This is a genomic window from Geodermatophilus sp. SYSU D01106, from assembly GCF_054049995.1.
In genome coordinates, this window is sequence record NZ_JBJGYM010000033.1 from 1 (window position 1) to 12,927 (window position 12,927).

Consider the following 12,927-nt stretch of genomic DNA (forward strand, 5'->3'; position numbering starts at 1 on the left):
GTGCTCTGCCCACGGGGGCGGGGCAGAGCACGACCCGCCGCAGCAACGGGACACCGCGGCGGCGTGGGAGGCGGACGGTGACGTTGCGGCGACCTAGCGTGTCCGGGTGATCGACTTCTCCAGCGGCTCGGTCTTCAAGCTGAGCCAGTGCAACCCCCAGGACGTCGCCGGTGACGTGGCCCCGCTGCTCGTCCCGGGCGAGCAGCTGTACTACGCCTTCAAGACGGTGCGCGACTTCGTCGTCTTCACCGACAAGCGGCTGATCGCGGTCAACATCCAGGGCATGACCGGCCGCAAGCGGGACTTCACCTCGCTGCCGTACAGCAAGATCCAGGCCTTCTCCGTCGAGACGGCCGGCACCTTCGACCTCGACGCCGAGCTGGACCTGTGGTTCAGCGGCCTGGGCAAGGTGCGGCTGGAGTTCAAGGGCAACTCCGACATCCGGGCCCTCGGCCAGCTGGTCGCCAGTCGCGTCCTCTGACCCAGGGCTGGTCGTGCTCTGCCCACGAGGGCGGGGCAGAGCACGACCCGGCCGGGGAGGACACCCGGCCGGGGAGGCCACCCGGCCGGGGAGGCCACCCGGCCGGAGATGTCCGGGAGGTCAGCCGCCCGCCTCGCGGAGCAGCGCGTCGCGCGCGTCGCCGTCGTCGAGCAGCGGCCGCGCGTCGGTGTCGAGCGAGGTCACGGTGTCCTCGGAGCGGACCGGCTCGGGGAGGGTGCGGAACCGCTCGCGCGGGTCCTCGGGCGGGGTGGTCACGGCCGCAGCGTCCCGCGGGGACGGGCCCGGCGCTAGAGCGAGGGCACCCACCGGGCCGGGCGCTTCTCCCGGAACGCCGCGATGCCCTCCTGCCCGTCCTCGCCGGCGAAGGCCCGCGCCGAGAGCTCGAGCAGGTCGTCGAACGAGCCCCGCAGCCCGCCCGCGCGCAGCAGCCGCTTCGTCTCGGCCAGCGCCCACGGCGACCCGGCGGCCAGCGCCCGCACCTGCACGTCCACCGCGGCGTCGAGCTCGTCGTCGGCGGCCACGAGGTCGACCAGCCCGCCGGCGGCCGCGGCGGGCGCATCGAACACCTCGCCGGTGAGCATCAGCCGGTGCGCCACGTGCGGCAGCATCCGCGGCAGCACCACGGCGGAGATGACGGCCGGCACGAGCCCGAGCCGCACCTCCGACATCCCGAACGTCGCCGTCGACGCCGCGACCACCACGTCGCAGGCGGCCGCGAGCCCCACCCCGCCCGCTCGCGCCGGCCCGCGGACCACGGCCAGCACCGGCTTGGGCGAGGTCCAGATCGTCTCGAGCAGGTCGGGCAGCTCCCGCACACCCTGGTCGCCCGCGCCCGCCCCGGCCGCCTCGGACAGGTCCATCCCGGAGCAGAACACCCGCCCCGTGTGGTCGAGCACCACGACGCGGACGGCGTCGTCGGCCAGCGCCGCGTCCAGCGCCCCGCGCAGCTGCGCCCGCATCGCCCGGGACAGCGCGTTGCGGTTGGCGGGGGAGTCCAGGACGAGCCGGGCCACGCCCCCCGCGACGGTCACCTGCAGCAGCCGGTCCTCACCCACGGGCGCAGAGCTCACCCGGGCATCCTGCCCGGGGTGGCGGCCGCGCGGCACACTGGGAGCAGATGACCACCACCCTGCCGCTGCTGCCGGCGCGGCCGCCGGCGGACGACGCACTCCCGGCCGGCGCTCGCGAGCACCTGACGACGACGCCCTTCGGCCTGTACCTGCACGTGCCCTTCTGCGCCACGCGCTGCGGCTACTGCGACTTCAACACCTACACCTCCGACGAGCTCGGCCCCGGTGCCAACCGCGCCGAGTACGCCGGCACCGCGATCGCCGAGCTGCGCCGCGCCGCGGAGGTCCTCGGCCCCGACCTGCCGACGGTCTCCACCGTCTTCGTCGGCGGCGGCACCCCGACCCTGCTGCCCGCCGAGGACCTCGCCGCCGTCATGGCCGCCGTCCGCGAGCTGTTCCCCGTCGCCCCCGGCGTCGAGGTGACCACGGAGGCCAACCCCGAGTCGGTGACCCCGGCGTCGCTCGCCACCCTGCGCGCGGCCGGGTTCACCCGGCTCAGCCTCGGCATGCAGTCCGCGGCCGAGCACGTGCTCGCCGTCCTCGACCGCCGGCACACCCCCGGCCGGGCCGCGCAGGCCGCGCGCGAGGCGGTCGCCGCGGGCTTCGAGCACGTCAACCTCGACCTCATCTACGGCACGCCGGGCGAGACCGACGCCGACTGGGCCACCTCGCTCGACGCCGTCCTCGCCGCGCCGGTCGACCACGTCAGCGCCTACGCGCTCATCGTCGAGGACGGCACCCGCCTGGCCCGCCGCATCTCCCGCGGCGAGCTCCCCATGCCCGACGACGACGTCCTCGCCGACCGCTACGTGCAGGCCGACACCGTGCTGCGCGGCGCCGGGTTCGACTGGTACGAGGTCAGCAACTGGTCGCGCGGCGACGCCGCCCGCTGCCGCCACAACGAGCTCTACTGGGCCAACGCCAACTGGTGGGGGATCGGCCCGGGCGCGCACAGCCACGTCGGCGGCGTGCGCTGGTGGAACGTCAAGCACCCGGCCGCGTACGCGCAGCGGCTGGCCGCGGGGGAGAGCCCGGCCGCCGACCGCGAGGTGCTCGAGCCCGCCGACCGGGCGCTGGAGACGGTCATGCTCGGCCTGCGGCTGCGCGACGGCCTGCCGCTCACGGCGCTGTCCGACGCCGGCCGGCTGCGCGCCGCGGACGCCGTCGCCCGCGGCCTGCTCGACCCGGGCGCGCACGAGGCGGGGCGCGCGGTGCTCACCGACCGCGGCCGCCTGCTCGCCGACGCCGTCGTCCGTGACCTGACCGACTGACAGGTGTCACGGCGGGACGACGACGTCCCGCACTACTGCCCGGGCGGGCCCCGCGGCCAGGCTCGGCGCATGCCCTCGGACGCCCTCGACGTCGACGGTCTCACCGTCCGCCACCGCGACGTGCTCGCCGTCGACGGCCTCGACCTGCGCATCGGCCAGGGCGAGACCGTCGCGCTGCTCGGCCCCAACGGTGCCGGCAAGTCCTCCACCGTCTCCGCGGTCCTCGGGCTGGTGCGCCCGGCCGCCGGGAGGGTCCGCGTGCTCGGCCGCGCCCCGGCGGACGCCGTCCGCGCCGGCTGCGTCGGCGCGATGCTGCAGCACGGCGGGCTGCCCGGCGAGGCGCGGGTCGGGGAGGTCGTGCACCTGGTGCGCCGCAGCTACCCCGACCCGTGGCCGCTGGACGACCTCGTCGCCACCACCGGGATCGGCGGGCTGCTCGGCCGGCCGGTCGACGCGCTGTCCGGCGGTCAGCGCCAGCGCGTGATGCTGGCCCTCGCGCTGGCCGGCCAGCCGCCGCTGCTGCTCCTCGACGAGCCCACCTCGGCCATGGACGTCGAGGGACGCCGCGCCTTCTGGGCCACGATGCGCGACCTCGCCGCGCGCGGCACCACCGTCGTCTTCGCCACCCACCACCTCGAGGAGGCCGACGCCGTCGCGGACCGCGTGGTCGTCCTCGCCGGCGGCCGGGTCGTCGCCGACGGGTCCTCGGCCGCCGTGCGCTCCGCGGTGGCCGGGCGCAGCGTCCGGCTCACCGCCGACCGGGTCCCCGACGACGTCCCCGGGGTCACCGCCGGCACCCGGCGGGGCGGCGTCGTCACCCTCACCACCACCGACGTCGAGGCGACCCTGCGCGGGCTGCTCGACGCCGGCGTCCCGCTGACCGACCTCGAGGTCCGCGGCGCCAGCCTCGAGGACGCCGTCCTCAGCCTCACGACGGGAGCCGCCCGATGAGCCCGCTGTTCGCCTTCCAGCTGCGCCGGGTCGGCCGCAACCGGCAGTACCTGCTGTTCACCGTGGTGCTGCCGGCCGCGTTCACCGTCTTCTTCACCCAGGTCTTCGCCGGTGCGCCGGGCGGCGTCAGCCAGGAGCAGGCGGCCGCCACGATGGTCGCGATGATGGCCTACGGCGCCATCGGGGCGGCCCTCGGCGCCACGGTCCGGCTGTCGTTCGACCGGGCGTCGGGCTGGCTGCGCCAGCTTCGGGTGACGCCGGTGCCGCAGACGACGGTGGTCGCCGTCGACGTCGCCGTCGGCATGCTGCTCACCCTCCCGCCGCTGCTGGTCGTGGCCGGGGTCGGCCGGTTCGTCAACGGCGTGCGGCTCGGCGCCGCGGAGTGGGCGGGGCTGGTGGGCGTGCTGTGGCTCGGCTCGGCGGTGTTCGTCGCGCTGGGCCTGCTGCTCGGCTGGGCGCTGGAGGAGAAGGCGGCCGGCGGCGCGATCGGCATCCTCACCACCGTGCTCGCCGCGCTGGGCGGACTGTGGGTGCCGGTCGAACTGTTCCCGTCGGGGCTGCGGGCGTTCGCGCAGGTCCTGCCCTCGTACTGGTACGCCGAGGCCGGCCGGGACGTCGCCGCCGGCGGGGTGCCCGCGGTGCTGCCGCTGGCGCTGCTCACCGGGTTCGCCGTCGCGTTCGCCGCGCTCGCGGTCGGGGTCGCGCGCCGTCGCCCGCTGACCGCGACCGCCGGCTGACCCGGATACGGTCGCGCCGTGGACGTCCACAGCCGCTGGCAGCAGATCGGCTGGTCGCTGCCCTGGCTGCTCTTCCAGGTCTTCCCCGCCGCGGAGCTGGTCACCACCGAGCGGCCCCTGGCGGTCCGCGTGCTGGCCGGCGCGGCGCTGCTGGCGTTCACCGTCGTCTACCTCGACGTGTTCCGCCGGTCCTTCGGCGGCTGCCGCACCGAGGGGACGCTGGTCCGGCTGGCGGTGGTCGGGGCGCTCGGCGTCGGGCTCGCCGTCGCGATGGGGCCGTCGTGGGCCGGGCTGATGATCTACGTGTCGGCCGCCTCGGCGGTGGCCCTGCCGCAGCGCCGGGTGTGGTGGGCGGTCGTCGGCGCCGCGGCCGTGTGCGTCGCCGTCGTCGCGGCCGACGGGCAGCTGGCCAACCTCTTCATCCTGCCGGTGATGTGCGTGCTCACGGCGTTCGCGCTGCTCGGCACCCGGCACCTCGTCTCGGTCAACACCGAGCTCGCCGCGGCGCGCGAGGAGCTGGCCCGCAACGCCGTCGCCGAGGAGCGGCTGCGCTTCGCCCGCGACCTGCACGACCTGCTCGGCCACAGCCTGTCGCTCATCGCGCTCAAGAGCGAGCTCGCCGGCCGGCTGGCCGAGGCCGACCCGGCGCGCGCCCGCACCGAGATGGCCGACGTCGAGGGGGTGGCCCGGCGGGCCCTGGCCGAGGTGCGCGACGCCGTCAGCGGCTACCGCCAGGTCAGCTGCGCGCAGGCGCTCGCCGAGGCGCGCTCGGCGCTGTCGGGCGCGGGCATCGCCGTCCGGCTGCCCGCCCGCGTGCCCACCCTGCCCGGGCCGGTCGACGCGGCGCTGGGCTGGGTGGTCCGCGAGGCGACGACGAACGTGCTGCGGCACAGCGGCGCCCGCGCGGTCGCCGTCACGCTCACCGACGACGGCGTCGAGGCGGTCCTCACCGTCGCCGACGACGGCCGCGGCCCGGCCGAGGACACCGAGCCCGGCTCCGGGCTGGCCGGCCTCGCCGAGCGGGTCGGCAAGCTCGGCGGGGCGCTCACCGGCGGCGCCGGGCGCGACGGCGGCTACGAGCTGCGCGCCGTCCTCCCGCTGGCCCCCGTGCCGGCCGGGACGGCCCCGTGACCGACGGCGTGACCGGCGGCGGGGCCGACGGCGCGACCGGTGTCATCCGGGTGCTCGTCGCCGAGGACCAGTCGATGGTCCGCGGGGCGCTCCGGGCGCTGCTGGAGCTCGAGCCCGACCTCACCGTCGTCGCCGAGGTCGGCCGCGGCGACGAGGTGCTGGCCGCCGCCCGCGAGCACCGGCCCGACGTCGCCCTGCTCGACATCGAGATGCCCGGGCAGGACGGGCTGGAGGCCGCCCGCGAGCTGGCCGCGGAACTCCCCGGCGTGCGCGCGGTCGTGCTGACCACCTTCGGCCGGCCCGGCTTCCTGCGCCGCGCCATGGAGGTCGGCGCCGCCGGGTTCCTCGTCAAGGACGCCCCCGTGGCCGAGCTGGCGAAGGCCATCCGAGCCGTCGTCGCGGGGGAGCGGGTCATCGACCGCGACCTCGCCGCCGCGGCCCTCGCCATCGGGGCCACACCGCTGTCGGGGCGCGAGGCCGACGTGCTGCGCGAGGCCGCCGACGGCGCCACCGTCGCCGACATCGCGCGGAAGCTGTTCCTGTCCGAGGGCACCGTGCGCAACTACCTGTCCTCGGCGATCGGCAAGACCGGCGCCCGCACCCGGGTGGAGGCCGCCCGCGTCGCCGCGGACAAGGGCTGGCTCTAGACGGTCAGCCGGGGAGTACCCACGGGGCGTTCCCGAACGGAGCGCCGGTCTGCTTCCCGCAGAGCCGGCACACCTTGTCGTCCGGCCCGGAGGGCCGCTCGCGGTCGGGTGGGCGCCGGACGTAGGAGTGCATCCCGAACCGGCACCGCATCGGCTTCCGAGTCATGGGCCGACGCTAGGAGCGGCCCACCCCGCCGGACAGGGGAGTTGGACCTGACCCCGGCCGCTGCGGTCGCGGCCTACAGCGGCAGCTTCATCCCGACGTGCGACGCCTCGAAGCCCAGCCGCTCGTAGAACCGCCGGGCGTCGGGACGGCGGACGTCGGTGGTGAGCTGCAGCAGCGCCGCGCCCCGGCGGCGGGCCTCCGCGGCGCACCAGCGCAGCATCGCCTCACCCAGTCCCCGCCCGCGCGCCGCCGCGGCCACCCGCACGCCCTCGACCTGCGCCCGCAGCGCCCCGCCGCGGGAGAGCCCCGGCAGGAACGACAGCTGCAGCGTGCCGACGACCGTGCCGCCGTCGTCGGCCACGACCAGCAGGTGCGCGGGGTCGGCGTCGACGGCGGCGAACGCCCGCTCGTAGGGCGCCGGGTCGGCGGTCTCCCGGCCGGCGCCGAGCACGTCGTCGGTCAGCAGCGCGACGACGGCCGGCAGGTCGGCGGCCACCATCCGGCGCAGCACGACCCCGCCGCCGAGGTCGGCCGGGACGGCGCTCAGAGGGGACGGGTGGGGTCGGCGGGCATGAGCGCGTCGAGGTCGAGCACCCGCACGTGGATGACCGTGCGCTGCTGCAGCGCCGCCCGCAGCGCCCGGTGCAGCCCGTCCTCCAGGTAGAGGTCGCCGTGCCACTGGACGGCGTGCGGGAACAGGTCGCCGTAGAACGTCGAGTCGTCGGCCAGCAGCGTGTCCAGCGCCAGCTCGCTCTTGGTGGTGACCAGCGTGTCGAGCCGGATCTGACGGGGCGGGATCATCGCCCAGTCCTTGGTGGACAGGCCGTGCTCGGGATAGGGACGCCCGTTGCGCACCGCTTTGAAGATCAGGGCCCGACCTCCGTCCGACCACCCCGCACCGGCACCGTCCGCGGCCACCCTATCCACCGTCCGGGGAGCCCGCCGCCGCCCCCCGGAGGGTGTGGCGCCCGTCCGGCTCCGCGACGGAACGCCCCGCCGGTCGTATGCTGGGCTGGCACTCAGTCCGTGCGAGTGCCAGCCCTCCGGGGCCGCCGGCACCGCCGCCGGGGCCGCCCCGCGGCGGCCCGCACGGCAGACGTCGACCGGTACGGGGAGGTGTCACCGTGGCGCACGACGAACGCCGGCTCCAGGTCCTGCGGGCCATCGTCCAGGACTTCGTCTCCACCAACGACCCGGTGGGCAGCAAGGCCCTGGCCGACCGCCACGACCTGGGCGTCTCGCCGGCCACCATCCGCAACGACATGGCGGTGCTCGAGGAGCAGGGCTACATCACCCAGCCGCACACCAGCGCCGGCCGGGTGCCCACCGACAAGGGCTACCGCCTGTTCGTCGACCGGCTGTCGTCGGTCAAGCCGCTGTCGGGCGCCGAGCGCAAGGCGATCGAGCGGTTCCTCGACGGCGCCGTCGACCTGCACGACGTCCTCGGCCGCACGGTGCGGCTGCTCGCGCAGCTGACCCACCAGGTCGCCGTCGTCCAGTACCCGACGCTGTCGCGCAGCGCCGTGCGCCACCTCGAGGTGGTGCAGCTGACCGGCTCGCGGCTGCTGCTGGTGCTCATCACCGACACCGGCCGGGTCGAGCAACGCGTGGTCGAGTGCCCCGCCGACGTGGCCCGCGACGACGTCGCCGACCTGCGGGCGCTGCTGAACTCCGCGTTCACCGGCGCGCGCCTGGCCGACGCCGGCGGCAAGGTGCCCGAGCTGCTCGACACCGCCCCGCCGCACCTGCGGGCGCTCGTCGCGGCGGTCGGCGCCGCCCTGGTGGAGACGCTGGTCGAGCCAGGGGAGGACCGGCTCGTCGTCGGCGGGACGGCGAACCTCGCCCGGGTCGCCGTCGACTTCCCCGGCAGCCTGCGGCCGCTGCTCGAGGCGCTCGAGGAGCAGGTCGTGGTGCTCAAGCTGATCAGCGAGGTCGACAGCGGCGGCACGGTGCTGGTGCGCATCGGCGAGGAGAACGCGCACGAGGCGCTCGCGGGCGCGTCGGTCGTCTCCGTCGGGTACGGCACCGGCGACCGCGCACTGGGCGGGCTCGGCATCGTCGGCCCGACCCGCATGGACTATCCGGGCAACATGGCCGCGGTGCGCGCCGTGGCCCGCTACGTCGGCCACCTGCTGGCCGAGAGCTGAGGACTCGAACACCTGATGGCAACCGACTACTACGGCGTCCTGGGGCTCGCCCGGGGCGCGTCCGACGCCGACATCAAGAAGGCCTACCGGCGGCTGGCGCGCGACCTGCACCCCGACGTCAACCCCGACCCCGAGGCCAAGGAGCGCTTCCAGGAGGTCAGCCGCGCCTACCAGGCGCTGACCGACCCGGACAAGCGCCGCATCGTCGACCTCGGCGGCGACCCCTTCGACAGCAGCGCCGGCGCCGGCGCCGGCTCCCCGTTCGGCGGGGCCGGCTTCGGCGGGCTCGGCGACATCATGGACGCGTTCTTCGGGGGCGGGGTGGGCGGCCGCGGCCCCCGCAGCCGGGTCCGCGCCGGCGACGACGCGCTCATCGTGCTCGAGCTCGACCTGGAGCAGACGGTCTTCGGCACCACCGAGGACATCACCGTCGACACCGCGGTGCTCTGCGGCACCTGCAGCGGCGCCGGCACCGCCCCGGGCACCCACCCGACCACCTGCGCCACCTGCTCCGGCCGCGGCGAGGTGCAGAGCGTGCAGCGCTCCTTCCTCGGCCAGGTCGTGTCCACCCGCCCCTGCCCGACCTGCGCGGGCACCGGCCAGGTCATCCCCGACCCGTGCCCCGAGTGCGGCAGCGAGGGCCGCGTGCGCGCCCGCCGGACCATCCCGGTGAAGGTGCCCGCCGGCGTCGAGGACGGCATGCGGATCCGGCTCACCGGCCGCGGCGAGGTCGGCCCCGGCGGCGGCCCGGCCGGCGACCTGTACGTCGAGATCCGCGAGCGCCCGCACGAGGTCTTCACCCGCGACGGCGAGGACCTGCACTGCCACGTCACGCTGCCGATGACGGCCGCGGCGCTGGGCACCACGCTGCCGCTGACGCTGCTCGACGGCGAGGAGACCGACGTCGACGTCCGCCCCGGCACCCAGGCGGGCACCGTGACGACGCTGCGCGGCAAGGGCGCGCCGCGGCTGCGCGCGACCGGCCGGGGCAACCTGCAGGTGCACGTCGACGTGCAGACCCCCACCAAGCTCGACGCCGAGCAGGAGAAGCTGCTGCGCGAGCTCGCCGCGCTGCGCGGGGAGGACCGCCGCGAGCCCGCCGGCGAGGGCCACGGCGGGCTGTTCTCGCGCGTCCGGAAGCCCTTCCGGTGACGGCCCCGGCCGCCGACGACCAGCGCCCGGTGCAGGACGGCTCGCCGCTGTTCCTGCTCGACGAGCTGCCCGAGGCGGCCGAGGTCCTGGTCGACGGCGCCGAGGGCCGGCACGCCGTCGACGTCCTGCGGCTGGCCGCCGGGGAGCCGGTGCGGGTCGGCGACGGCCGCGGCACCGTCGTCGAGGGCACGGTCCTCGACGCCGGCCCGCGCGGCCTGCGCCTGCAGGTGACCGCCCGCCACGAGGTGCCCGCGCCCGAGCCGGAGTTCCTGCTCGTCCAGGCGCTGCCCAAGGGCGACCGCGGGCAGCTGGCCGTGGAGCTGGCCACCGAGCTCGGCGTGGACCGGATCGTCCCGTGGGCCGCGGCCCGCTGCGTCACCCGCTGGCGCGAGGACCGTGTCGACAAGGGCCTGGCGAAGTGGCGGGCGGCGGCGCGGGCGGCGGCCAAGCAGTCCCGCCGGCCGCGGGTGCCCGAGGTGGGCGAGCTGATGACCACCCGCCAGGTGTGCGGCGAGCTCGCCGACGTCGACCTCGCCCTGGTGCTGCACGAGCAGGCCCGCCGGCCGCTGTCCGGCGTCGACGTGCCCTCCCGCGGCACGGTGGCGGTCGTCGTCGGGCCCGAGGGCGGGCTCACCGACGGCGAGGTCGTGGCGTTGCGCGCCGCCGGTGCCCAGGCCGTGCGGCTCGGCCCCGAGGTGCTGCGGACCTCCACCGCCGGCGCCGCCGCGCTCGCCGCCCTGTCGGTCCGCACCCGCTGGAGCTGAGCGGCGCAGCACGATCAGGTGGCCTGATCGTGCTGCGTCCTGGCTCACCTCCCACGCTGATCCAGGACGCGGTGCGGTGAGCCCGGCTGATCGTGCGGGCACTCAGCGCAGGGCGCGGCGGGCCCGGTCGCTGACCAGGTCGACGGCGAGGGTCAGCGCGATCGTCGCGAGCAGCACGGTGGTGACCGCCGGCCAGTCGAAGACGGCCAGCCGCGACGCGAGTAGCGCGCCGAGCCCGCCGGCACCGAGCAGCCCGACGAGCAGCGTGTCCCGGACGGCGACCTCCCACCGGTACAGCGCGAACGCCAGCACCGGCCCCGCCGCGCGCGGCGCCACCCCGTAGAGCACCCGCGACGCCGGCCGGGCGCCCAGCGCGGTGAGCGCGGCCCGCGGGCGCGGATCGGCCTCCTCGACCGCCTCGCCGGCCAGCCGCCCGAGCACGCCGAGGGTGTAGACGCCGAGCGCGAGCGCCCCGGGCAGCACGCCGGGCAGCAGCACGAAGACGAACACCAGCGCCCACACCGGCGGCGGCACCGCACGCAGCACCAGCAGCGCCGCCCGCACCAGCGCCCCGGCGAGCCGCCGCCCGGGACCGGCCGCGGGCGGCCGCGCCGCGACCCCCGCCAGCAGCACCGCCCCGGCCAGCGCGAGCGCCACGGCCAGCACCGACATCTGCACCGTGACGACGGCGAGCCGGCCCACCTCGCGCAGCAGGTCGCCGTCGGCCGCCGGGGGCCAGGCGGCGCCCAGCACGTACGCGGCCTGCTCCCGGGTGCGGGCCGATCCCAGCGACGCCGGCGTCGGCGCCAGGTACCACCACGCCCCGGCGACGGCGGCCGCGGACCCGGCGAGCGCGGCGGTGAGCACCCGGTCGCGGGCGAGCGCCCCGGCCCGCCGGCGCGGCGCGGCCACCCGGCGGCGCACCGCCCGCCCCGCGACGTCGGCCGCCAGGCACAGCAGCGCCAGCGCGTACACGCACGTCCACACCTCCGCCCAGCGCAGCGAGGCGAACGACAGCGCCAGCTGGTAGCCCAGCCCGCCGGCGCCGATCAGGCCGAGCACCACGGCCGAGCGCACCGCGCACTCCAGCCGGTAGAACGCGTAGGACAGCAGCCCGCCGGCCGCCCGCGGCAGCAGCCCGTACAGCGCCGCCGGGACCCGGCCCGCCCCCTGTGCCAGCAGCGCCTCGTACGGGCCGCGCGGCACCTCGTCGAGCAGGTCGGCGAACACCTTCGCGGTGACCGCGCCGTAGGGCACGCCGATGGCGAGCACGCCCACCCACGGGTCGAGGCCGAGCACGTTGACCAGCAGCAGCGCCCACACCGCCTCGTGCAGCCCGCGCGGGACGGCGAGCACGCCACGGGCCACCGCCCAGCCCAGCCGCCGCCGGCCCCAGGTGGTGCGCGCGACCGCGACCGCCCCCAGCGCCCCGAGCAGCAGCGCCAGCGCGGTGCCCAGCACGGCGTAGGCGAGGGTGACCAGCGCGGCGGTGGCGAGCACGCCGAGGAACGCGCCGTCGAGCGCGGGGGACAGCGCGGCCGCGGCGAACCGGCCGGCCTGGGCGCCGCCGGCCGGGTTGAGCACCTCGCCGTCGAGCGCCGCGGCCAGCGACCAGCCGACGGCGGCCAGGGCGGCCAGCCCCCACGCCCAGCGCCGCCGGTCGCGCCGCAGCGGGGGTGTCGCCGTCGCCGGCGGGGACAGCACGGCGGTCACGCCGGCGTCCCGTAGAAGGTGGCGAGGTCGGGCACCGACAGCGCGGCGGCCGGGGCGTCCAGCACCACCCGGCCGCCGGACAGACCCACCACCCGGTCGCAGTGCCGGAGCGCCAGCGCCGGGTCGTGCAGCGCCGCGACCAGGGCCCCGCCGCGCCCGGCCGTCTCCGCCAGCAGCCCCAGGACCCGGTCGGCGAGCAGCGGGTCCAGCGCCGACGCGGGCTCGTCGGCCAGCACGAGGTCGGGCCGCTGCACGAGCACCCGCGCCACGGCCACCCGCTGCCGCTGGCCGCCCGAGAGCGTGTCGGTGCGGTCGAAGACCCGGTCGGCCAGCCCCACCCGGTCGAGCGCGGCCAGCACCTCCGTGACGCCCTGCGGCCGCACCAGCGACCACGCCGCGCGGGCCGTCGACCAGGCGCCGAGCCGGCCGGCGTTGACGTCGTGCACCACCCGCAGCGGCCCGGCCAGCTCCAGCGACTGGTGCACGGTGCCCACGCGGGCCCGCAGCCGGCGCAGCTCCCGCCCGCGCAGCGCCGCGGGGTCGCGGCCGAGCACCTCCACCGCGCCCGCCGACGGCGGCACCCCGCCGTTGGCCACGGCCAGCAGCGTCGACTTGCCGGCGCCCGAGGCCCCGACGACGGCGACCCGCTCGCCCGGGCGCACGGTGAGGTCCACCC

General features: G+C 77.3%; 15 protein-coding genes. 9 read left to right on the forward strand and 6 right to left on the reverse strand.

Features of this window, described 5'->3' with window-relative positions; genetic code table 11:
- Positions 1–106 precede the first annotated feature (106 nt).
- A complete protein-coding gene (locus ACI78R_RS22135) occupies positions 107–481 on the forward strand; it encodes a PH domain-containing protein (RefSeq protein ID WP_073419178.1) in 375 nt (124 codons plus the stop codon).
- A 120-nt stretch (positions 482–601) separates the two neighbouring features.
- Here the strand turns inward: ACI78R_RS22135 and ACI78R_RS22140 are convergent, their stop codons facing one another.
- On the reverse strand, positions 602–757 hold the full coding sequence (locus ACI78R_RS22140; protein WP_175562792.1) for a hypothetical protein: 156 nt from the start codon (positions 755–757) through the stop codon (positions 602–604).
- A gap of 32 nt (positions 758–789) precedes the next feature.
- The gene (locus ACI78R_RS22145; protein ID WP_457042308.1) at positions 790–1,572 is read right to left on the reverse strand and encodes an enoyl-CoA hydratase-related protein; all 783 of its coding nucleotides are present in this window, start codon (positions 1,570–1,572) and stop codon (positions 790–792) included.
- 47 nt (positions 1,573–1,619) lie between these two features.
- On the opposite strand from ACI78R_RS22145, the gene hemW reads away from it, so the two are divergent.
- The 5 genes from hemW (at position 1,620) to ACI78R_RS22170 (ending at position 6,309) form a co-directional block, all read left to right on the forward strand.
- Positions 1,620–2,843, forward strand: a complete 1,224-nt coding sequence (hemW, locus tag ACI78R_RS22150) for a radical SAM family heme chaperone HemW (protein WP_457042309.1) — start codon at positions 1,620–1,622, stop codon at positions 2,841–2,843.
- Between the two features lie 69 nt (positions 2,844–2,912).
- Complete coding sequence (locus tag ACI78R_RS22155) at positions 2,913–3,794, forward strand: ABC transporter ATP-binding protein (RefSeq protein WP_457042310.1); 882 nt, start codon at positions 2,913–2,915, stop codon at positions 3,792–3,794.
- On the forward strand, positions 3,791–4,531 hold the full coding sequence (locus ACI78R_RS22160) for an ABC transporter permease (protein WP_457042311.1): 741 nt from the start codon (positions 3,791–3,793) through the stop codon (positions 4,529–4,531). The genes ACI78R_RS22155 and ACI78R_RS22160 overlap by 4 nt, the downstream gene beginning before the upstream one ends.
- Positions 4,532–4,549: 18 nt before the next feature.
- Complete coding sequence (locus ACI78R_RS22165) at positions 4,550–5,662, forward strand: sensor histidine kinase (RefSeq protein ID WP_457042312.1); 1,113 nt, start codon at positions 4,550–4,552, stop codon at positions 5,660–5,662.
- Positions 5,659–6,309 (forward strand): response regulator, encoded by a 651-nt coding sequence (locus ACI78R_RS22170; protein WP_457042313.1) that lies wholly within the window; start codon positions 5,659–5,661, stop codon positions 6,307–6,309. The genes ACI78R_RS22165 and ACI78R_RS22170 overlap by 4 nt, the downstream gene beginning before the upstream one ends.
- A gap of 239 nt (positions 6,310–6,548) precedes the next feature.
- On the opposite strand, the gene ACI78R_RS22175 is transcribed toward ACI78R_RS22170, so the two are convergent.
- Both ACI78R_RS22175 and ACI78R_RS22180 read right to left on the reverse strand, forming a co-directional pair.
- Positions 6,549–6,986, reverse strand: coding sequence for an N-acetyltransferase family protein (locus ACI78R_RS22175; RefSeq protein WP_457042314.1), 438 nt, complete (start codon positions 6,984–6,986; stop codon positions 6,549–6,551).
- A 32-nt stretch (positions 6,987–7,018) separates the two neighbouring features.
- Entirely contained in the window at positions 7,019–7,534 is a 516-nt protein-coding gene (locus ACI78R_RS22180; RefSeq protein ID WP_457042315.1) for a type II toxin-antitoxin system VapB family antitoxin, read from the reverse strand.
- Positions 7,535–7,599: 65 nt separating this feature from the next.
- Between ACI78R_RS22180 and hrcA the strand changes: the two genes are divergently transcribed.
- The 3 genes from hrcA to ACI78R_RS22195 are packed head-to-tail and all read left to right on the forward strand — an operon-like array spanning position 7,600 to position 10,538.
- Positions 7,600–8,622 carry a heat-inducible transcriptional repressor HrcA gene (gene hrcA, locus ACI78R_RS22185; protein WP_073419184.1) on the forward strand — a complete coding sequence of 341 codons (1,023 nt, stop codon included), beginning with the start codon at positions 7,600–7,602 and terminating at the stop codon, positions 8,620–8,622.
- 15 nt (positions 8,623–8,637) lie between these two features.
- Positions 8,638–9,774 carry a molecular chaperone DnaJ gene (gene dnaJ, locus ACI78R_RS22190; RefSeq protein ID WP_073419185.1) on the forward strand — a complete coding sequence of 379 codons (1,137 nt, stop codon included), beginning with the start codon at positions 8,638–8,640 and terminating at the stop codon, positions 9,772–9,774.
- Positions 9,771–10,538, forward strand: a complete 768-nt coding sequence (locus tag ACI78R_RS22195) for a 16S rRNA (uracil(1498)-N(3))-methyltransferase (protein WP_457042316.1) — start codon at positions 9,771–9,773, stop codon at positions 10,536–10,538. The genes dnaJ and ACI78R_RS22195 overlap by 4 nt, the downstream gene beginning before the upstream one ends.
- Positions 10,539–10,640: 102 nt before the next feature.
- Here the strand turns inward: ACI78R_RS22195 and ACI78R_RS22200 are convergent, their stop codons facing one another.
- Positions 10,641–12,251 carry a PhnE/PtxC family ABC transporter permease gene (locus ACI78R_RS22200; RefSeq protein ID WP_457042317.1) on the reverse strand — a complete coding sequence of 537 codons (1,611 nt, stop codon included), beginning with the start codon at positions 12,249–12,251 and terminating at the stop codon, positions 10,641–10,643.
- The gene (locus ACI78R_RS22205; RefSeq protein ID WP_457042318.1) at positions 12,248–12,925 is read right to left on the reverse strand and encodes a phosphonate ABC transporter ATP-binding protein; all 678 of its coding nucleotides are present in this window, start codon (positions 12,923–12,925) and stop codon (positions 12,248–12,250) included. The genes ACI78R_RS22200 and ACI78R_RS22205 overlap by 4 nt, the downstream gene beginning before the upstream one ends.
- Positions 12,926–12,927 lie beyond the last annotated feature (2 nt).

Bases quoted from the DNA above. Each gene is read 5' to 3' on its own strand.
- hemW (WP_457042309.1), top strand. From the start codon at position 1,620: ATGACCACCACCCTGCCGCTGCTGCCGGCGCGGCCGCCGGCGGACGAC.
- ACI78R_RS22155 (WP_457042310.1), top strand. From the start codon at position 2,913: ATGCCCTCGGACGCCCTCGACGTCGACGGTCTCACCGTCCGCCACCGC.
- ACI78R_RS22160 (WP_457042311.1), top strand. From the start codon at position 3,791: ATGAGCCCGCTGTTCGCCTTCCAGCTGCGCCGGGTCGGCCGCAACCGG.
- dnaJ (WP_073419185.1), top strand. From the start codon at position 8,638: ATGGCAACCGACTACTACGGCGTCCTGGGGCTCGCCCGGGGCGCGTCC.